Here is an 18,848-nt window from a genome sequence, read left to right as displayed (position 1 = left end):
GGCGAACGTCGCCTGCCGCGGCACTAGGGCGTGTATCGAATGTGCTGGTCACAGCCATTCATTGATGGCCGCTACGAGGACGGTCGCCTCGTAGCGGACCGCGAGCTTGTCGTACCTCGTGGCCACGGCCCGGTGCCTTTTGAGGCGGTTGATGCCGCACTCGACCGCGTGCCGAGCCTTGTAGTCCTGCGGGTCGAACTTCGGCGGTCGGCCGCCGCGCGAGCCGCGTTTCTTGCGGTTGCGGGCCTGGTCGGCCTTGTCCGGGATGGTGCAGCGGATCCTGCGCTGCCGCAGGTAAGCGCGGTTCTTCCGGGAGGCGTACGCCTTGTCGGCGCGCACACGATCGGGCCGGGTGCGCGGCCTGCCTGGGCCAAGACGCGGGACGCGGATCTTGTTCAGGACAGGCTCGAACTGCGGGGAGTCGCCCCGCTGGCCGGCCGTGATCACGATGGACATGGGCTTCTGGCCTTGTTCGACGGCCAGGTGCAGCTTGGTGGTCAGGCCACCGCGCGAGCGGCCGAGGCCGTGGTCGTCGGGCTCGACGCCGACGCCGCCGGGCGGCTCCTTCTGCAGCTCCCCTTTTTCCTTGCCCCGGCGGCGTGCTGGTGGGCCCGACACACCGTGGAGTCGACGTTGATGTCCCAGGTGATCAGCTCTTTCGCGTCGGCCCGGGCCTGGAGCGCGGTGAAGATCCGATGCCAGGTGCCGTCCCGCTGCCACCGCCGGAACAAGTCGTACGCCCGGCCCCACGGCCCGTACTCGGCGGGCAGGTCCCGCCACGGAACGCCAGTACGGACCCGGAACCGTATGCCGTCGATCAGCTGCCGCCTGGCCCACGTCGGCGGCCGTCCGGGCTTCTTGCCCTTCGGCAACAGCGGTTCCAGCACCGCCCATTGCGCGTCCGTCAGATCTCCACGTGCCACGAAGCAAGATCATCTCACGTTCAAGATCCACTTTCGACACACACCCTAGGGGGAGGCCGGCTCGATCGCGGTGATCTCCAGTTCCCGGCCGCTGCGCAGCTCGGTGGAGGGCCGGTCGCAGCGCGGGCACCAGAAGAACGGCGGCATGCCCACCGCGAACTCCTCGGCGCACGGCCCGCACCAGGCCTGTGCGGGGACCTGCTCGACCTGGAGCCGGGCCCCGGCGAGGGCGGTGCCGTCACGGGCCACCTCGAAGGCGAAGCCGAGGGCGTCGGGAACGACGCCCGCCAGCTCCCCGACCCGGACGGTCACCGCCGAGACGGCGTCCGTGCCGTCCGCGCGGGCCATGTCACCGGCCCGTTCGATGATCGCGGTCGCGATCGACAGTTCGTGCACGGCCGGCTCACGGATAGCGGCGGCCGGCGCGGAAGCCGCCGGCCATCCGCCAGATCCGCGCCTCGCGCCGCAGGCTGGGCAGCTCCCACAGGAGCAGCACCAGGGCGAGGCCGCCGACCAGGGCGGCCTCGGCCATCAGGACCCGCTGTCCGGTCATCCCGCCGCGTCCGCGGGGGGCGTCGGGCGTTCGTTCACACGTGTACCTCTTCATTGCGGCGACTCCCTGCTGTCTCATCCCGGTGAGATGTTCGGCATGGTCTCCGCGAGGGTGTCATGCCGCTTCCAGTGGATCCCGGTGGAACGGCGCGCGTCGGCGGTGCCGTCCTCGTGGTGTCCCTGCTGGTCCTTGTACGGTCCCCGGTTGCCCTGGTGCATGCCGGTGATGTGGCGGGGCGTGTCGGGCCTGGCCTGGGCCCGGCCCACTCTGATGCTGCCCATGGTGTTCTCCTTCCTCGCCTCCGGTTCCGCGGAGTGCGTGGTCATGGCCGCTCGGTGAGGTCCTCGAAGAACTCCTCGACGGCCGGCCAGACCCGGCCCCCGCCGGACAGGCCGCGCCATTCGCGGCGTACGACGGCGACCATCCGGTAGCAGTCGTCGATCGGCACGATCCAGTGGTGGTCGAGGCCGTGGACGGTGTTCACGAGGAGGGCCTCCACGTCGGGTTCCATGCCGGCGAGCTGTGGACAGGTCCGGGTCAGTTGTGCCCAGGCCGAGGCGTCCACCTCCCACCGCATGGCGCCCGCGGGGCTCGGCCCCTCGGCGGTGACCGTGCCGTCCGTCCGGGGCACGAAGAACACCAGCCCGACCGGCACGCCCAGGACGGTGGTGTCCAGGTGGGGCAGCCGCTCCCGGCGCCGGGGCACGAGCCGGTGGTGGCCGTCCGCCGCCTTGGCGTCGGCGAACAGCACCGAGCAGGGGCCGCACACGCAGCGCACCTGAGCCTGACCGGTGTCGTAGAGGTGGGCGTGCTCGTCGGCGACCGGTGCGGCGCACAGGTCGCACAGTTCCGCCCCGGCCGCCGCGGTGCTGTCGGCCGAGGACCGGATGAGGCGGGCCAGCGCGCCCTCGGTGGTCATGGGGCGTCCCGGCGCTTGAGCGTGGTCAGCGGCACGAACGCGGGGGCCGGGGCCTGCGGCACCGGTTCCACCGCCGTCAGCTCGGGGGCCATGGCGAGCACCGCCTCGCGGACGGCGTCGCTCACGTCGCCACCGCCGCCTCCGCCGCCGCACCCGGATCCGCAGCCGCCGCCCGACGTCAGCCGCACCCGGGCGACGTCCCCATCGACGCCGGCCCATTCGACGTCGCCGCCGCGTTCCCGCACGGCGGGCCGCAGGCGTTCGACGGCGCGGGCCGCCCGCTGCTCGGGGGGCTCGGGGTGGATGTCGTGCAGCACCAGCAGGTGGCCCAGCAGTTCGTCGTCGGTGAGGCGCGCGGCGAGCGGGGCGTCGGCGTGGTCCAGGACGCGGGCCAGGGCCTCGCCGTAGACCTCGGTGAGCAGCCGTACCGCGTCGGTCGCCGCGCGCGCGGCGGGGCCGGGCGCGGACTCGACCTCCTCCAGCAGCGCGTCGAGCCGGGCCAGCCGGGCCTCGACGTCGGGGCCCGCGAGGCGCGCGGGGGCGGTGGCCTCAGCCATGGTTCGCCCCGTACGTCGGCGAGTGCAGCGTGGTCAGCGTCTTGCCCTTGCCGACGTACATGTGCACGCCGCACGGCAGACAGGGGTCGAAGCTGCGCACGGTGCGCATGATGTCGATGCCCTTGAAGTCGTCGGGCCCGTTCTCCTCGAAGATCGGCTGGCCCTGGACGGCGTCCTCGTACGGGCCGGGGGTGCCGAACTTGTCGCGGGGGCTGGCGTTCCACGGGGTGGGCGGGTACGGGTGGTAGTTGGCGATCTTCTTGTCCTTGATCACCAGGTGGTGGGAGAGGACGCCGCGCACCGCCTCGTGGAAACCGCAGCCGATCGCCTCGTCGGGCACCTCGAAGTTCTCGAACACCTTGGTCTCGCCGGCCCGCACCAGCCCCATGGCCTCCTCCAGGAACTGCAGGGCCATCGCGGCCGCGTAGGCGACGAAGTAGGGCCGGGCGCGGTCGCGTTCGATGGTGTTGCTCCACTGCGGGATGCGCCACTCGAAGGTGGTCTCCGGGAGCTTCTCGCCCTTGGGCAGGGAGATGCGCACGCTGTGGCCGGTGGCCTTGACGTACGGGGTGTCGACGATGCCGCTGAGCGCGGTCGACCACAGGCGGGCGAGGGGGCCGCCGCCGGTGTCGAGGGCTAGGTGGTCGCCGGTGCGCGGGTCGAGCCAGCGGGGGCTCATGACCCAGCTGTACTTGTCGTCGAAGTCCCGCTTCTGCGGCACCGGGACGGTGGTCTGGTTCCACGGGTGGCGCATGTCGACGGGGTTGCCGAGCGGGTCGTGGGTGACGAACGGCTTCTCGCCCACCCAGTCCTCGTAGTACGAGCTGCCCAGCATGATGCGCAGGCCGAGGTTGATGTCGATGAGGTTGTTGGTGACGAGTTCGCCGTCGACGACGATGCCCGGGGTGACGTACATCTGCTTGCCCCAGGTGTTCATCGTCTCGTAGCGGTAGTCGACGGTCATGGGGTCCTGGAAGGCGCCCCAGCAGCCCAGCAGGACGCGGCGGCGGCCGACCTCCTCGTAGCCGGGCAACGCCTCGTAGAAGAAGTCGAAGACGTCGTCGTTCATGGCGACGGCCTTCTTCACGAAGTCGATGACCCGCATGAGGCGGCTGAGGTAGTCGGTGAAGGTGGTCGGCTGCGGCATCGTGCCGACGCCGCCCGGGTACAGCGTGGAGGGGTGGACGTGCCGCCCCTCCATCAGGCAGAACATCTCGCGGGTGATGCGGCTGACCTTCAGGGCCTCCTTGTAGACCTCGCCCTCGAAGGGGTTGAAGGCCCGCATGATGTCGGCGATCGTGCGGTAGCCGTGGACGTCGCCGCGCGGGGCCGAGGTGCTCTCGGCGCGGGCCAGCACACCCGGGTTGGTGGACTTGACCATCGCCTCGCAGAAGTCCACGAAGACCAGGTTGTCCTGGAAGATCGTGTGGTCGAAGATGTACTCCGCCGCCTCGCCGAGGTTGACGATGTAGTCGGCCAGCGGGGGCGGCTTGACGCCGTAGGCCATCTGCTGGGCGTAGTCGGAGCAGGTGGTGTGGTTGTCGCCGCAGATGCCGCAGATCCGGGACGTGATGAAGCCCGCGTCGCGGGGGTCCTTGCCCTTCATGAACACCGAGTAGCCGCGGAACAGCGACGAGGTGCTGTGGCATTCCACGACTTCCCTGTTGGCGAAGTCGATCTTCGTGTAGATGCCCAGGTTCCCGATGATCCGGGTGATGGGATCCCAGGACATGTCCACGAGTTGTGGCGGCTTGCGCTCGGTGGGCCGGGCCTCGGTGGTGGTCATGTGCGGTGCTGCCCCTCGCTGTCGGCGTGGTGTGGGTGGGGGGTGGGGTGGGTGCTGGGGGTGGGGTCGTGTGGGGGTGGGGTGGGTGCCGGGGAGGTCGGGGGTGGTCGGCCCGTGGCGGCAGGCACCCGCCGCGCCCGGTGTCAGGGGCGGTAGCGCGGGTTGTAGCCGCTGGTCAGCTTGCGCTTGTTGTGGCGCCACCTGGGCTCGTGGTTCACCAGTTCGTTGGTCATGCCGCGCAGCCGGCGGATGACCGCGCCGTACGGCTTGATGACCAGCGACGACAGGGTGCCGCCCGGCGGCTCGTCCATGAACGGCATGAACGCGTCGGGGAAGCCCGGCATGGTGCAGCCGATGCAGATGCCGCCGACGTTCGGGCACCCGCCGATGCCGGCCATCCAGCCGCGCTTGGGCACGTTGCAGTTGACCACGGGCCCCCAACAACCGGTCTTCACCAGGCACTTGGGTGAGTTGTAGTCCTTGGCGAAGCCGGCCTGCTCGTAGTACGAGCCCCGGTCGCAGCCCTCGTGGACCGTCTTGCCGAACAGCCACTGCGGGCGCAGCATGTGGTCCAGCGGGGGCGGGGGCGCGGAACCGGCCGCGTGGTAGAGGACCCAGACCAGGGTCTCCATGAAGTTCTCCGGCTGGATGGGGCAGCCGGGCACGTTGACCACGGGCAGCCCGCCCTGGGAGGTGTAGTCCCAGCCAAGGTAGTCGGCGAGGCCCATGCAGCCGGTGGGGTTGCCGGACATCGCGTGGATGCCACCGAAGGTGGCGCAGGTGCCGGCGGCGACCACCGCCCATGCCTTGGGGGCGAGTTGGTCGATCCACCAGTTGAGGGTCTGCGGCTCGCCGGTCTCCGGGTCGTTGCCGAAGGACGTCCAGTAGCCGTCGCCCTCGATGATGTTCTGGTTGGGGATCGAGCCCTCGATGACGAGGATGAAGGGGGCCAGGTCGCCGCGTGCCGCCGCCCGGTAGGGGGCGAGGAAGTCCTCGCCGCCGAGGCTGGGGGACAGCACCTTGTTGACGAGGTTCACCTTCGGCAGGCCGGGGATCAGCCCGAGGACCACGTCCTCGATGGAGGGCTGGTCGGCGGCGGTCAGCGAGACGGTGTCGCCGTCGCAGCTCATGCCCTCGGAGATCCACAGGATCGTGATCTCGTCGAAGCCCTCGCGGTCCTCGCCGCGGCCGGGTTCGTCGCTGACGTCGGTGGTACTGCTGCTGGTGGTCATGTCATCGGCCTCCGCTGCGGTGGGTCTCGGAGTCGGTCGTCGTGTGCCGCGCCGGAGCTGCGGCGGGAGCCGGTTGCGACGGCTCGTCCGGGGATGCGGCGGGCTCCAGTGGTTCGAGCTCGTCGGGCCGGAAGTAGAGGAAGCGGCCGTACCAGGTGTGGAGTTCGGATGCGGGGTCGTCGTCGAGGGTGACGGCGAGATGCACGCTGCCGTCGACGTCGTGGAAGACGGCGGCCACCTCCGCGGTGCGCCCGGCCAGGAACATGTCCTGGGCGTCGGCGCTCCTGCGGGGCCGCAGCCGTACGCGGCTGCCGCCGCCGACGGAGACCCCGTCGACGAGCACGGTCTCGGTGGTCGGCGAGAGCCCGTCGTCGGCCCCCTCCTGCCACCAGACGGGCCGCTCGGACGCCGAGGCCACCGGGGTGGCGGCGGGGGGCGGCATCGGCGTGGCCGGGGGCGGGGCGACGGGAGCGGCGGCCGGGGCGGGACCGGCAGGCGCCGGTGGCGGGGTCGGCCCGGCAGACGCCGCGGCCGGATTCGGGCCGACAGGCCAGGCGGCCGGGGTCCCGCCGGGAGGCGCGGCGGCCGGGTTCAGGCCGGCAGACAGGGCGGTCGGCGCCGGACCGGCGGACGCTGCCGCCGGGGGCGGGCCGAAGGGCGCGGTGGCCGACGCCGGACCCGCAGACGCGGCGCCCGAGGGCGAACCGACAGGCACGGCGGTCAGCGCCGCACCCGCAGGCACGGCGGTCGCCGCCGGACCGGCGGACGCTGCCGCCGGGGGCGGGCCGAAGGGCGCGGTGGCCGACGCCGGACCCGCAGACGCGGCGCCCGAGGGCGAACCGACAGGCACGGCGGTCAGCGCCGCACCCGCAGGCACGGCGGTCAGCGCCGCACCCGCAGGCACGGCGGTCGCCGCCGGACCGGCGGACGCTGCCGCCGGGGGCGGGCCGAAGGGCGCGGTGGCCGGGGTCAGGGAGCGGACCGCGCCGTGGAGGCGGGCGAAGATCTCCGGGGGCATGGTGTCGACCCGGTCGAGGATCGCGGCGGCCCGCGGGTCGGTGGCGCGTGCCTCCCGTTTCTCCTCGTCGGTCAGCAGCATGGTGCGCAGTGTGAGGATCTCGTCGATCTCCGCCGCGTCGTGCAGGTCTCCCGGGCTCTCCGGGGCCACCTGGGGGTGGTCGGGCAGGATGATCGGCGCGGAGAGCACGACGGGGCCGGCGGGCGGCTCGTCGGCGAGGACCGGGAACGTGAACTCGTTGCGGCAGGCCCGCGCCTGGTCGGCCAGGTCCGCCGGCGGGTCGATCAGCGACACGAACTCCACGCCGTCACCACCGATGAGCGTGTGCGTGGCGACGAGCGCCCGGCGCAGCGCCTCGTCGCGCGGGGCCCGCGGCTCCAGGGCGCCGACGGCGTTCGCGGTGCGCACGCGGAGCCGGAACACATCGTCCGCGAGCCGCTCGGCCGTCAGCGCGACGCTCGCCCTGACCTCCTCGCGGCGGCGCACCACCCGCCCGGCGCGGCCCGGCAGCGGTTCGACGTCCTCACCGGCCGCCGCCTCCACCGGGACCGTGCGCTCGCCGCGCAGCAGGTCTGCCAGCGGGACGACGATGTCGGCCTCGCGCGGAACGGCCTCGTCGAACGTCAGATGGACGGTGCCGTCATCGGTCCGCAGCGACGGGACGGGGCGGTGGCCGCCGTCGGGGCCGGCCTGCTCGATCTGCTTGTGCTGCGTCTGCAGGTGACGGAGCCTCACCCGGACGGTGGCGCCGGGTCGCCGGACACGCAGCAGGACCTCGGTCCGCTGGTACCAGGAGTCGGCGGAGCCGGACACACCGGGGACGACCGGGCCGTCCGCCTCCACCCACGGCCGGGGGAACAGCACCCCGAACTGCCAGCGGACGCGGTTCTTCGCGGAGGACCGCCGGTAGGGGTACAGGAGGTAGCCCTCGTAAAGGACGGCGTCGGCGACGGCGGTGATCTGCCCGAACACGCCGCGGGACGGGTCCGTCGGCAGGCCGGTGTCCATGCCCGCGGCCGGGCCCACCGTGCCGCTGTCGACCGGTCCGTACGCCATCGCGCCCTCCTTCTGCTCGTGTGCCGGCTCATCCCTTCCACCACCGTCACACCGCTCACGCTCTCCCGCCTCCTCCGGCGGAGCGCGCTGAGCCGTTCGAGGGGCCTCCGGCGCGCCGGCTTCCGCGCCCTCTTGACAGGCCCGGACCATGAACGGCAGTCTTCCGTTAAGCAGAAATCAGATTCCACTATACGGAATCACGGGAGAGCGCTACTCGTACGCGGCACGGAAGGGAGCGTCTGAGGCCCCATGGGATTCGCAGCGCAGCGCTTCAACGTCAACCTGTCGATCCTCTTCACGGAACTCCCGCTCCTGGAGCGCCCCGCGGCAGCCGCCGCGGCCGGCTTCACGGAGGTCGAACTGTGGTGGCCCTGGGTCGACTCCCCCACCCCCGGGCAGGCGGAACTGGACGCCCTCAGGCACGCGCTCGACGACGCCGGTGTCCGGTTGACGGGGCTCAACTTCTACGCCGGCCGGCTGCCGGGCCCGGACCGCGGCGCCCTGTCGATCCCCGGCGAGGAGTCGGAGCGGTTCCGCGCCAACGTCGACGTGGTCGCCGACTTCGCGCGGTCGGTGGGCTGCACCGCCCTCAACGCCCTGTACGGCAACCGCGTCGAGGGCGTGGACCCCGCCGAGCAGGACGCGCTCGCGCTGGAGAACCTGGTCCTCGCCGCGCGGGCCGCCGACCGGGTCGGCGCGATCCTGCTGGTCGAGGCCCTCAACAGGGTGGAGTCACCGCTCTGCCCGCTGGTCTCGGCGCCCGCCGCGGTCGATGTCGTCGACAAGGTCAACCGGGCCTCCGGCCTCGGCAACGCCCGTTTCCTGATGGACCTCTACCACCTGTCCATGAACGGCGAGGACCTGCCGTCGGTGATCGAGCGGTACACCGACCGGACGGGCCATGTGCAGATCGCCGACAACCCCGGCCGGGGCGCACCGGGCACGGGCTCCCTCCCTCTGGCCGACCTCCTGGACCAGCTCGCCGAGGCGGGTTACGAGGGCCGGGTCGGCCTGGAGTACAAGCCGGGCGACCGGCCGAGCGCCGAGGCGTTCGCGTGGCTTCCCCGAGAGGCCCGCGCGGCGCACTGAGCGCCACCGACCAGACGGAGCAGAGCAGTCAGAGAGGCACCCTCATCATGCGCAGCAGTCTTCCCAAGGTCGCCTGGATAGGACTCGGCATCATGGGCTCCCCCATGTCCGAGAACCTGATCAAGGCGGGTTACGACGTCACGGGCCACACCCTGGAGCAGGACAAACTCGACCGGCTGACGGCGGCCGGCGGCACCGCGGCGGCCTCCGTCGCGGAGGCCGTGCGGGACGCCGACGTCGTCATCACGATGGTGCCCGCGTCACCGCAGGTCGAGGCGGTCGCGTACGGCCCCGAGGGCATCCTGGAGAACGCGCGCGCCGGGACCCTGCTGATCGACATGTCGTCCATCACCCCGCAGACCTCGATCGACCTGGCGAGGGCGGCGCAGGACAAGGGCATCCGTGTCCTCGACGCGCCCGTGTCCGGTGGCGAGGCCGGGGCCGTGGAGGCCGTGCTGTCCATCATGGTCGGCGGTGAGCAGGCCGACTTCGCCGAGGCCCGGCCGCTCTTCGAGGCGCTCGGCAGGACCATCGTGCTGTGCGGCCCGCACGGCTGCGGACAGACCGTGAAGGCCGCGAACCAGCTGATCGTCGCCGTGAACATCGAGGCGTGCGCCGAGGCCGTGGTCTTCCTGGAGAAGTCCGGGGTGGACCTTGGGGCCGCGCTGGACGTCCTCGACGGCGGGCTCGCCGGCTCGACCGTACTGACCCGCAAGAAGGACAACTTCCTGAACCGGGACTTCACGCCGGGCTTCCGGATCGACCTGCACCACAAGGACATGGGCATCGTCACCGACGCCGCCCGCAGCGTCGGTGCCGCGCTCCCCGTCGGCGCCGTGGTGGCCCAACTGGTGGCGTCGCTGCGCGCGCAGGGCGACGGGGGCCTGGACCACTCGGCCCTGCTGAGGGCCGTGGAACGCCTCTCGGGCACCCCGCTCTGAGATCGGAGCCTCCCCCCTGTTCTCCCCCTCCGCAAACTTCCGGTCCGCGGCGGCGCCGACATCTGTCCTGTCGCGCCCAGGCACCGCCGCGGACCGGAACCCCGACGCAACCGAGGAAACCGCCGAAACCGACGTTCTCGATGAACTCTCCGAACTCGCCGAACCACTGGACTGCGTCCGGTTCCTGATCGCCCAGCAGGGAGGTCTGGCACGGACGCACCGCCCGCGCATCGCGCCGGACCACCGGGATGAGGGGTCGTCCGGTCCGGCGCGCGCGGGCAGGGCGAGGACCGCGGCGGCGTGCACGCCAGTGCGGTGGCGCAAGGCGTGGGCCCCCGTCTCGACGTGAGGGACGCCGGGCCGGCACCGTCGTGCGCCGCCGCGGTCCCCGTCGCCCCCCTCCCGGCCACAGGACCGGTGGCAACGGCAGCGGCTCCCGTCGGGCCGACGAGGCCGCGCACCGCAGGCTCGCACCGGGCGACGAGGTCGACATCCCGCTGATACGGGGCGACGGCGCCCTGCACATCCTCGATGTGAAACGCTCGACGGGCCTCAGGCACCCCTGATCGTCCGCCACCGCGGTGCCTGGGCGCCCGGGGCTGAGGTGCACACAGCGGTGGGCCGGGCCGTCGACTACCTGGTCGGGCTGGACGAGGACCGCCACCGCATCCGCGAGGAGTCCGGCATCGGGACCCGCCGGGCCGGCGCCCTCGTGCTCGTCGGCCCCCCGCGTCGCGCCCCGAGGTGCCCGAGGGGACGAACCGGCCGCCCACGATCCGGTGCCGGCCCTCCAGGGCCCGCCCGCTGGAGATCCCGCTTCGAGGCGTCGGAGTCCTCGACCACCGCGCGCAGCTCGTCGAGTCCGGCGGCGCGACGACGCCACGACGCGACTCGGCCGCCCGGATGACGAGTCGGCCGTTGCGGTCGGCCGCGAGCAGGGTCAGCGCCTCCGGCGAGACGGCGACGTCCCGGGCGGCGAGGGCGGGATTCCCGATGCCGACGCGGCCGTCCGTCCCGGAGGACGCGTTCCAGCCCCAGTGCCGTCTCGGCCCGGCCGCGCGGGATCACCCAGCGGCCCGGCCCGTCCTCGGGCGCCTCCTTGAACAGGGTGTTCTCCCCCTGGGCGTGGAAGCGGTCCAGGAACTCCGCCATGCTCACCCCCGGACGCGTCCGTCCCCGACTGTCTACGCAAGGGGGCGTAGCGCGGCTACGGAACCCTCAAATCAACCTCTGAACCACTGTCGAAGGGCTTCAACTACCCCTGGCTGCGGGCACATCCTCGACACACGAGGCCCGCCGGCACGGGGGCGGCGGGCCTCGACGGGGAGAGAGTTCCGTCGTGGGTACGGGGGAACGCGCCCTCGCGGGCACGGGGGGGGACCGAGGGGTCCGCGGGATCGCGGGTTCCGCGAACGGGGGACACGGGGGTTCGCGGGACCAGGGGAAACGGGGGGCACGGGGGAAGCGGGGACCGTGCGGCGGTGTGGCAAAGCGGCTCGCGTCATGCGAGGCCACACCGGCGCACGGCCCCCGTCCCGTTCGGGACGAGCCCTCCGATCAGACCTTCAGCGTCCTGATCGACGTCGGCGCGTGCCACGGCTCGGTCGCGAGTTCCTCGAACTCCACGACGGCGCCGATGTCGTTCGTCGTGGACATCGCGATGTCGGTGACCCGTTCCAGGATCGCCTCGACGACCACCGGCACCCGGTACTCCGCCGCGAGCTTCTTCGCCTCCTCGAAGGCGGCTCCCAGGTCGGCCGGGTCGGTCACCCGGATCGCCTTGCAGCCGAGGCCCTCGGCGACCTTGACGTGGTCGACGCCGTAGCCGCCCAGCTCGGGCGAGTTGACGTTCTCGAACTCCAGGTTGACCTGGAAGTCCATGTCGAAGGCGCGCTGAGCCTGCCGGATGAGGCCCAGGTAGGAGTTGTTCACCAGCACGTGGACGTACGGGATCCTGTGCTGCGCCCCGACGGCCAGCTCCTCGATCATGAACTGGAAGTCGTAGTCGCCGGAGAGGGCGACGACGGACGCCTCCGGGTCGGCCTTGGCGACGCCGAGCGCGGCGGGGACGGTCCAGCCGAGCGGGCCCGCCTGGCCGCAGTTGATCCAGTGGCGCGGCCGGTGGACGTGCAGCAGTTGGGCGCCGGCGATCTGGGAGAGGCCGATGGTGGTGACGTACCGGGTCTCGGGGCCGAAGGCCCTGTTCATCTCCTCGTAGACGCGCTGCGGCTTGATCGGGACGTCGTCGAAGTGCGTACGGCGCTGGAGGCGGGCCCTGCGGTCCTGCGTCTCGGCGGCCCACGCGGAGCGGTCGGGCAGCCGGCCCTCCGCCTTCAGCTCCCGCGCCACCCGGACGAAGAGGTCCAGCGCGGCCCCGGCGTCCGAGGCGATGCCGTAGTCGGGGGCGAAGATCCTGCCGATCTGGGTGGGTTCGACGTCGACGTGGACGAACGTGCGCCCGGCCGTGTAGACGTCCAGCCGCCCGGTGTGCCGGTTGGCCCAGCGGTTGCCGATGCCGAGGACGAAGTCGGAGGCGAGGAAGGTGGCGTTGCCGTAGCGGTGCGAGGTCTGCAGGCCGACCATGCCGGCGTTCAGCTCGTGGTCGTCGGGCAGGACGCCCCAGCCCATGAGGGTGGGAACGACCGGCACGCCGGTCACCTCGGCGAACTCGACGAGCAGTGCGCTCGCGTCGGCGTTGATGACGCCGCCGCCCGCGACGATCAGCGGCCGCTCGGCGGCGTTGAGCATCCCCATCGCCTTCTCGATCTGGGCGCGGGTCGCGGCCGGCTTGTAGACGGGCAACGGCTCGTACGTGTCGGGGTCGAACTCGATCTCGGTGAGCTGCACGTCGACCGGCAGGTCGATGAGGACCGGTCCGGGGCGACCGGAGCGCATCAGGTGGAACGCCTGCTGGAAGACGCCCGGGACCTGCGCCCCCTCCAGGACGGTCACCGCCATCTTGGTGACCGGGCGGGCGATGGAGGCGATGTCGACCGCCTGGAAGTCCTCCTTGTGGATCACGGCGGTGGGTGCCTGGCCGGTGACGCAGAGGATGGGGACGGAGTCCCCGGTGGCGGAGTAGAGCCCGGTGATCATGTCGGTGCCGGCGGGCCCGGAGGTGCCGACGCAGACCCCGATGTTGCCGGCGTGGGTGCGGGTGTAGCCCTCGGCCATGTGCGCGGCGCCCTCGACGTGCCGGGCGAGGGTGTGGTGGATGCCGCCTGCTGCCTCCAGGGCGGCGTAGAAGGGGTTGATCGCGGCGCCGGGGACCCCGAACGCGTCGCTGACGCCCTCGCGCTTGAGGATCTCGACTGCCGCGCGGGCAGCGGTCATACGAGCCATTGCGTACTCCTGCTTCAGCTGCCGGACTCGCGCTCCCGTCGCGCCCCGCCGCGAGCACTTCCGTTGGCCTCGTTTTCCGTATTTCGGAAACTGGTTTCTGCTATATGGAAGCAATGTAGGAGCCGGGGTGGAGGCAGTCAAGGGCGGGACCGCCGAATCTCCCGGGCCCGTCGTCGTGTTCCCCTGCCGGCCCGCCCCCGGCTGGAGGACGATGAGGGGACTGTGCGACGGGACCCGGTGAACTCGGTGGTGGGGTGGGACATGAGCGGGACCATGGCGGTGCGATGCACGGAATGCGGCCGGGAGCACGAGTACGCCGCGCCCGCCTACCCCTGCGCGTGCGGCACCCCGGTCGCACCGCCCCTGAACCGGCGCGCCGCCCCCACCCGCGTCACCCACCGCACCTGGGAGGGCGACTGGGTCACCGTCCGCTGCGGGAGCTGTGGACGCGCGGACCAGTGGCCCCACCCGGAGCTGGGCTGCTCCTGCGGGACCGTGCTGCGCGTGCCCGTCATCTCCGCCGCCCGGCCGCCGACCACCGGGGGAGGTGACCCGGGCGAACCGCCCGTGGCGGAGCCCACCGCGTCACGTGCCGCGTTCCGGCCCGTCACCATCCGCACCGCGCGCGACGCGGTCACCACCGTCGCCCGCTATCTGCGCTGGCTGGGCCACCAGGACATCCGCCGGGCCGACCAGCGGCAGCCGCACGGCATCGGGCTCGCCGCGCGGGGCGTCGTGGTGCGGGTGCATCCGCTGGTCGAACCGGCCTCGCCCCGTGACGTCGAATGCCTGTGGCTGACCGCGATGGCCGCGTCCTGCGACGGTGTCTGCTTCTCGCTCGCCGGATACACGGACGACGCCCGTGACCGCGCCGACGGCCTGGGCGTCGCCCTGTTCGTCCTGGACCTCACGGGCACCCCGCAGCCGGTGAACGCGGCGGCGGTGGGGCTGGTCGCGACCGGCGCGGGGAGGTGACCGGCGGCAGCCGCGGCGGTTCCGCACGCGGCGCCGGACGCCGGGCCCCGTCCGGGCCCGCGCGCGAGCACCGGCGCGGGGCCCGGCCCCGGAGGCCGCCTACTCGGCCGCGTACCGCTCCCGCAGTTCGATCTTGCGGACCTTCCCCGACACCGTCATCGGGAAGGAGTCCAGGATGCGCAGCGCGCTCGGGATCTTGTAGTGCGCCAACTGCCCCTCGCAGAAGGCCCGCAGTTCCTCCAGCGTGGGCGGCCGCTCGGGGTCGCGGGGGATGACGCAGGCGAGGACCTCCTCGCCGTACCGTTCGTGCGGCAGGCCGACCACCTGGACGTCGGCGATCCCCGGGTGGCCGTACAGGAACTCCTCGATCTCCCGCGGGTAGATGTTCTCGCCGCCCCGGATGATCATGTCCTTGATCCGGCCGACGATCTCGACGTACCCGTCCTCACGCATCACCGCGAGATCCCCGGTGTGCATCCACCGGCCCGCGTCGACGGCCTCGGCGGTCTTCTCCGGCTCCTCCCAGTAGCCGAGCATCACGCTGTAGCCGCGGGTGCACAGCTCGCCCGACGTGCCCCGCGGCAGGGTGACCCCGGTGGCCGGGTCGACGATCTTCACCTCGATGTGCGGGAGGACCCGGCCGACGGTGCCGGTGCGGTGCTCCAGGTCGTCGTCGCGCCGGGTCTGGGTGGAGACGGGCGACGTCTCGGTCATGCCGTAGCAGATCGACACCTCGGCCATGTGCATGTCGGCGACGACCCGCTTCATCACCTCCACCGGGCAGGGCGAGCCCGCCATGATGCCGGTGCGCAGGGACGACAGGTCGTACGACGCGAAGTCGGGGAGGTTCAGCTCCGCGATGAACATCGTCGGCACGCCGTACAGGGACGTGCAGCGCTCCCGCTGGACGGCGTCCAGGGTGGCCCTCGGGTCGAAGGACGGGGCCGGGATGACGACGCAGGCGCCGTGCGAGGTGGCGGCCAGGTTGCCCATGACCATGCCGAAGCAGTGGTAGAAGGGGACCGGCACGCACACCCGGTCCTGCTCGGTGTAGGCGATCGACTCGCCCACGAAGTAGCCGTTGTTGAGGATGTTGTGGTGGGAGAGGGTCGCTCCCTTGGGGAAGCCCGTGGTGCCCGACGTGTACTGGATGTTGATCGGGTCGTCGCAGGACAGCTCCTCGAACGCGACGGGCGTGCCCCGTGCGATCAGCGCGTCCCAGCCCGGGTCGCCGATGTACACGGTCTCCCGCAGCCGCGGGCAGTTCCCGCGCACCTGCTCCACCATCGCCCGGTAGTCACTCGTCCGGTGGGTGAGCGAGGCGAACAGCAGCGAGACACCGGCCTGGTTGAGGACGTACTCGACCTCGTGGGTGCGGTAGGCCGGGTTGATGTTCACCATGATCGCGCCGATGCGCGCGGTGGCGTACTGGACGAGCACCCACTCCGGGCAGTTGACCGCCCAGATCCCCACCCGGTCGCCCTTGGCGACGCCGCTCGCGACCATCCCGTACGCCAGCCGGTCGACGTCCGCCGCGAACCGGGCGTAGGTCCAGCGCCGCCCGGACGGCACGTCGACGAGCACCTCGCGCTCCGGCCAGGCGGCCACCGCGCGGTCGAGGTTGGCGCCGATCGTGTCGCCGAGGAGGGCCGTGCCGCTCGTGCCGTGCGCGTACGACGACGTGCCCGCCGGGCCGCCGCGCCCGCTCACCGGAAGTCCTCCTCGCGGTACTCGGCGTCCGAGCCCTCGGCGGTGGCCTCGCGCAGCTCGATCCGGCGGATCTTGCCCGACACGGTCTTCGGCAGGTCGGCGAACTCCAGCCGCCGCACGCGCTTGTACGGGGCGAGGACGGACCGGGAGTGCTCGAAGAGGATCTTCGCGGTGTCCGGGCCCGGCTCCCAGCCCGCCGCCAGCACGATGTACGCCTTCGGCACGGCGAGCCGCAGCGCGTCCGGCGCGGGCACGACGGCCGCCTCCGCCACCGCCTCGTGCTCCAGCAGGGCGCTCTCCAGCTCGAACGGGCTGATCTTGTAGTCGCTCGCCTTGAACACGTCGTCGGCGCGGCCCACGTAGGTGATGTAGCCGTCCTGGTCGCGGGAGCCGATGTCGCCGGTGCGGTAGTAGCCGCCCGCCATGGCCTCCGCGGTGCGGTCGGGGTCGCCGTGGTAGCCGGTCATCACGCCCACGGGGCGGTCGGACAGGTCGAGCGCGATCTCACCCTCGTCGACGTCGGGGGCACCCGAGACGGGGTCGAGGAGGACGACCTTGTAACCGGGGCTGGGGCGGCCCATCGAGCCGGTCTTCAGCTGCTGGCCGGGGCTGTTGGAGACCTGCACGGCGGTCTCGGTCTGGCCGAAGCCGTCCCGGATGGTGACCCCCCAGGCCCGCCGCACCTGCTCGATGACCTCGGGGTTCAGCGGCTCGCCCGCGGCGACGACCTCGCGGGGCGGGGTGCGCAGCTGGGTGAGGTCGGCCTGGATCAGCATCCGCCACACGGTGGGCGGGGCGCAGAAGCTGGTGACGCCCGCGCGTTCCATCTCCGACAGCAGACGGCCCGCGTCGAAGCGGGTGTAGTTGTGGATGAAGACGGTGGCCTCCGCGTTCCACGGGGCGAACAGGTTGGACCAGGCGTGCTTGGCCCAGCCGGGCGAGGAGATGTTGAGGTGGACGTCGCCCGGTTGCAGGCCGATCCAGTACATCGTCGCCAAGTGGCCCACGGGGTACGACACATGGGTGTGCTCGACCAGCTTCGGCTGGGCGGTGGTGCCCGAGGTGAAGTACAGCATCAGCGGGTCGGAGGCGTTGGTCTCGCCGTCCGGTGTGAAGGCGGCGGGGGCGTCGCCCGCGTCCTCGTAGGGCCGCCAGCCGTCCGCGGCGCCGCCCACCGCGATCCGGGTGTAGCGGCCGGGAACCTCGTCGAACTTGGCGGTGTCCTCGGCCCGCGCGATCACATGCCGGACGCGGCCCCGCTCGACGCGGTCGCGCAGGTCGGCGGGGCCGAGCAGCGGGGTGGCGGGGATGACGACGGCGCGCAGCTTCATCGCGGCGAGGGCGGTCTCCCACAGCTCGACCTGGTTGCCGAGCATGACGAGGACGCGGTGGTCGGCCCGTACGCCCTGGGCGCGCAGCCAGTTCGCGACGCGGGAGGAGCGCTCGGACATCTCGGCGAAGGTCAGCCGGGTCTCGGTGCCGTCCTCCTCGACGATGTGCAGGGCCGTGCGGTCGTTCCCGCGTGCGATCTCGTCGAACCAGTCGAGGGCCCAGTTGAAGAAGTCGGGGCGCGGCCACCTGAAGCCCTTGCAGGCCGTGTCGTAGTCCTCGCGGTGGGCCAGCAGGAAGTCCCTGGCCGCCCGGAACTCCTCCGTGGCGCTCGTCCTCGCCGACATGTGTCCTCCTCATTGCCGGACCGTCGCCTGACATCGTGTAATGCGTGATACGCGTCTCACCACCCCCGAACGGGGGTGCGCCGCGGGGAAAGGGCGTGTTCGTGGCAGTGGATTCCTTCGGTTCCGTCGATCCTGCGTCATCCGGTTCGGCGGACATGCGCGCCGCGCTGAACCGTTTACGGCTGGTCACCGGGCTGCCGCTGGCCTTCGCCGGGCTGGTCGAACTCGGCCCCGGGCACCTGCGCATCAGCGAACTCCAGGGCAACCGGACGACCTCGCTCAGCGGGCTGTCCGTGCACTCCGGGAACGGGCTGGGCGGCAAGGCGGTGGCGCTGGCCCGCCCCTGCTGGGTGACCGACTACTCCTCGTCCCGGCAGATCAGCCACGAGTACGACGCCGCCGTCGCCGCCGAGGGCATCCGCTCGGTCCTCGCCGTCCCCGTCGTCGTACGGCGCGAGGTGCGCGGAGTGCTGTACGGCGCCCTGCGCGCGCCCCAGCCGCTGGGCGACCGCACGGTCGGGGCGGCCATGGAGGCCGCGCGGGACCTGGAGCAGGCCCTGGTGGTGCGGGACGAGGCCCGCGATCTGCTGGCGGCGGCCCGGCCCCCGGAGGACGGGGCGCCGGGGGCGTGGGAGGAGGTCCGCGAGGCGCATGTGGCGCTGCGCGCGCTGGCCCCGCGCATCGACGACCCGGAGCTGCGGCAGGAGCTCCTGCGGGTGTGCGGCCGGCTGGCCGGTGCCGCCGCCGCGGACACCGCCGGCGCCGACCCGGCCGCCCCGAAGCCCGGTCCGCGGGTCGCCCTCACCCCCCGCGAGCTGGACGTGCTGTCCTGCGTGGCGCTCGGCGCGACCAACGCGGCCACCGCCGGCCGCCTCGGTCTGCGCCCCGAGACGGTCAAGGGCTACCTGCGCTCCGCCATGCGCAAGCTGGAGGCCCACACCCGCCTGGAGGCGGTGGTGGCGGCCCGCCGGGCGGGGCTGCTGCCGTAGGACTCCGCCGGGCGCCCGCCACGCGCCGGGACCGAGGGAGGATGCGTGCGGGAGCGGCGTCCGCCGTCGGCCCGCACGGGCG

16 protein-coding genes are annotated in these 18,848 nt (G+C 72.5%); 4 read left to right on the top strand and 12 right to left on the bottom strand.

Going from position 1 to position 18,848, the window contains the following annotated elements:
• Window positions 1–48 precede the first annotated feature (48 nt).
• From GSY65_RS30070 to GSY65_RS34135, 9 genes are all read right to left on the bottom strand, one after another.
• Window positions 49–923, bottom strand: a protein-coding gene (locus GSY65_RS30070) for an IS5 family transposase (RefSeq protein WP_443043178.1) whose coding sequence is annotated in 2 segments (ribosomal slippage) — window positions 49–531 and window positions 534–923 — 873 coding nt in all. Because the reading frame shifts where the segments join, the coding sequence is not laid out codon by codon here.
• Between the two features lie 45 nt (window positions 924–968).
• Window positions 969–1,319, bottom strand: coding sequence for a hydrogenase maturation nickel metallochaperone HypA (gene hypA / locus GSY65_RS30065; protein ID WP_159774513.1), 351 nt, complete (start codon window positions 1,317–1,319; stop codon window positions 969–971).
• A gap of 7 nt (window positions 1,320–1,326) precedes the next feature.
• Entirely contained in the window at window positions 1,327–1,476 is a 150-nt protein-coding gene (locus GSY65_RS33415) for a hypothetical protein (RefSeq protein ID WP_201452717.1), read from the bottom strand.
• 74 nt (window positions 1,477–1,550) lie between these two features.
• The gene (locus GSY65_RS30060) at window positions 1,551–1,757 is read right to left on the bottom strand and encodes a hypothetical protein (RefSeq protein WP_159774511.1); all 207 of its coding nucleotides are present in this window, start codon (window positions 1,755–1,757) and stop codon (window positions 1,551–1,553) included.
• Window positions 1,758–1,798: 41 nt separating this feature from the next.
• A complete protein-coding gene (locus GSY65_RS30055) occupies window positions 1,799–2,395 on the bottom strand; it encodes a DUF5947 family protein (RefSeq protein ID WP_159774509.1) in 597 nt (198 codons plus the stop codon).
• A complete protein-coding gene (locus GSY65_RS30050; RefSeq protein ID WP_159774507.1) occupies window positions 2,392–2,952 on the bottom strand; it encodes a NifU family protein in 561 nt (186 codons plus the stop codon). The genes GSY65_RS30055 and GSY65_RS30050 overlap by 4 nt, the downstream gene beginning before the upstream one ends.
• The gene (locus GSY65_RS30045; protein WP_159774505.1) at window positions 2,945–4,738 is read right to left on the bottom strand and encodes a nickel-dependent hydrogenase large subunit; all 1,794 of its coding nucleotides are present in this window, start codon (window positions 4,736–4,738) and stop codon (window positions 2,945–2,947) included. Before GSY65_RS30045 ends, GSY65_RS30050 begins: the two co-directional genes overlap by 8 nt.
• 143 nt (window positions 4,739–4,881) lie before the next feature.
• Window positions 4,882–5,970: a hydrogenase expression protein HypE gene (locus GSY65_RS30040; RefSeq protein WP_159774503.1), complete on the bottom strand. Its 1,089-nt coding sequence runs from the start codon at window positions 5,968–5,970 to the stop codon at window positions 4,882–4,884.
• A 1-nt stretch (window position 5,971) separates the two neighbouring features.
• Window positions 5,972–8,044 carry a hypothetical protein gene (locus GSY65_RS34135; RefSeq protein WP_443043268.1) on the bottom strand — a complete coding sequence of 691 codons (2,073 nt, stop codon included), beginning with the start codon at window positions 8,042–8,044 and terminating at the stop codon, window positions 5,972–5,974.
• Between the two features lie 249 nt (window positions 8,045–8,293).
• Between GSY65_RS34135 and GSY65_RS30025 the strand changes: the two genes are divergently transcribed.
• A complete protein-coding gene (locus GSY65_RS30025; protein ID WP_159774501.1) occupies window positions 8,294–9,133 on the top strand; it encodes a TIM barrel protein in 840 nt (279 codons plus the stop codon).
• A gap of 47 nt (window positions 9,134–9,180) precedes the next feature.
• Entirely contained in the window at window positions 9,181–10,074 is an 894-nt protein-coding gene (locus GSY65_RS30020; RefSeq protein ID WP_159774499.1) for a 2-hydroxy-3-oxopropionate reductase, read from the top strand.
• Window positions 10,075–11,631: 1,557 nt separating this feature from the next.
• On the opposite strand, the gene gcl is transcribed toward GSY65_RS30020, so the two are convergent.
• Complete coding sequence (gene gcl, locus GSY65_RS30015; RefSeq protein ID WP_159774497.1) at window positions 11,632–13,416, bottom strand: glyoxylate carboligase; 1,785 nt, start codon at window positions 13,414–13,416, stop codon at window positions 11,632–11,634.
• Window positions 13,417–13,677: 261 nt separating this feature from the next.
• Between gcl and GSY65_RS30010 the strand changes: the two genes are divergently transcribed.
• Window positions 13,678–14,391 (top strand): hypothetical protein, encoded by a 714-nt coding sequence (locus GSY65_RS30010; RefSeq protein WP_201452716.1) that lies wholly within the window; start codon window positions 13,678–13,680, stop codon window positions 14,389–14,391.
• A gap of 99 nt (window positions 14,392–14,490) precedes the next feature.
• Here GSY65_RS30010 and GSY65_RS30005 read toward each other — a convergent pair whose 3' ends face one another.
• Together GSY65_RS30005 and GSY65_RS30000 are read right to left on the bottom strand one after the other, a co-directional pair.
• Complete coding sequence (locus tag GSY65_RS30005) at window positions 14,491–16,101, bottom strand: AMP-binding protein (RefSeq protein ID WP_159774495.1); 1,611 nt, start codon at window positions 16,099–16,101, stop codon at window positions 14,491–14,493.
• A complete protein-coding gene (locus tag GSY65_RS30000; RefSeq protein ID WP_159774493.1) occupies window positions 16,098–17,777 on the bottom strand; it encodes an AMP-binding protein in 1,680 nt (559 codons plus the stop codon). Before GSY65_RS30000 ends, GSY65_RS30005 begins: the two co-directional genes overlap by 4 nt.
• A gap of 155 nt (window positions 17,778–17,932) precedes the next feature.
• On the opposite strand from GSY65_RS30000, the gene GSY65_RS29995 reads away from it, so the two are divergent.
• A complete protein-coding gene (locus tag GSY65_RS29995; RefSeq protein WP_159774491.1) occupies window positions 17,933–18,766 on the top strand; it encodes a helix-turn-helix transcriptional regulator in 834 nt (277 codons plus the stop codon).
• Window positions 18,767–18,848: the final 82 nt, after the last annotated feature.

This window comes from Streptomyces sp. HM190, assembly GCF_009857135.1.
GTDB classification, from domain to species: Bacteria; Actinomycetota; Actinomycetes; order Streptomycetales; family Streptomycetaceae; genus Streptomyces; species Streptomyces heilongjiangensis.
This window is presented reverse-complemented; position numbering and strand designations above follow the sequence as displayed.

What these genes read in the sequence shown, in the direction of transcription:
- GSY65_RS30060 (WP_159774511.1), bottom strand. Translation starts at nt 1,757, where the DNA reads ATGGGCAGCATCAGAGTGGGCCGGGCCCAGGCCAGGCCCGACACGCCC.
- GSY65_RS30025 (WP_159774501.1), top strand. Translation starts at nt 8,294, where the DNA reads ATGGGATTCGCAGCGCAGCGCTTCAACGTCAACCTGTCGATCCTCTTC.
- GSY65_RS30040 (WP_159774503.1), bottom strand. Translation starts at nt 5,970, where the DNA reads ATGACCACCAGCAGCAGTACCACCGACGTCAGCGACGAACCCGGCCGC.
- GSY65_RS30010 (WP_201452716.1), top strand. Translation starts at nt 13,678, where the DNA reads ATGAGCGGGACCATGGCGGTGCGATGCACGGAATGCGGCCGGGAGCAC.
- GSY65_RS33415 (WP_201452717.1), bottom strand. Translation starts at nt 1,476, where the DNA reads ATGACCGGACAGCGGGTCCTGATGGCCGAGGCCGCCCTGGTCGGCGGC.
- GSY65_RS29995 (WP_159774491.1), top strand. Translation starts at nt 17,933, where the DNA reads ATGCGCGCCGCGCTGAACCGTTTACGGCTGGTCACCGGGCTGCCGCTG.
- GSY65_RS30000 (WP_159774493.1), bottom strand. Translation starts at nt 17,777, where the DNA reads ATGTCGGCGAGGACGAGCGCCACGGAGGAGTTCCGGGCGGCCAGGGAC.
- GSY65_RS34135 (WP_443043268.1), bottom strand. Translation starts at nt 8,044, where the DNA reads ATGGCGTACGGACCGGTCGACAGCGGCACGGTGGGCCCGGCCGCGGGC.
- gcl (WP_159774497.1), bottom strand. Translation starts at nt 13,416, where the DNA reads ATGGCTCGTATGACCGCTGCCCGCGCGGCAGTCGAGATCCTCAAGCGC.
- GSY65_RS30050 (WP_159774507.1), bottom strand. Translation starts at nt 2,952, where the DNA reads ATGGCTGAGGCCACCGCCCCCGCGCGCCTCGCGGGCCCCGACGTCGAG.
- GSY65_RS30045 (WP_159774505.1), bottom strand. Translation starts at nt 4,738, where the DNA reads ATGACCACCACCGAGGCCCGGCCCACCGAGCGCAAGCCGCCACAACTC.
- GSY65_RS30055 (WP_159774509.1), bottom strand. Translation starts at nt 2,395, where the DNA reads ATGACCACCGAGGGCGCGCTGGCCCGCCTCATCCGGTCCTCGGCCGAC.
- GSY65_RS30020 (WP_159774499.1), top strand. Translation starts at nt 9,181, where the DNA reads ATGCGCAGCAGTCTTCCCAAGGTCGCCTGGATAGGACTCGGCATCATG.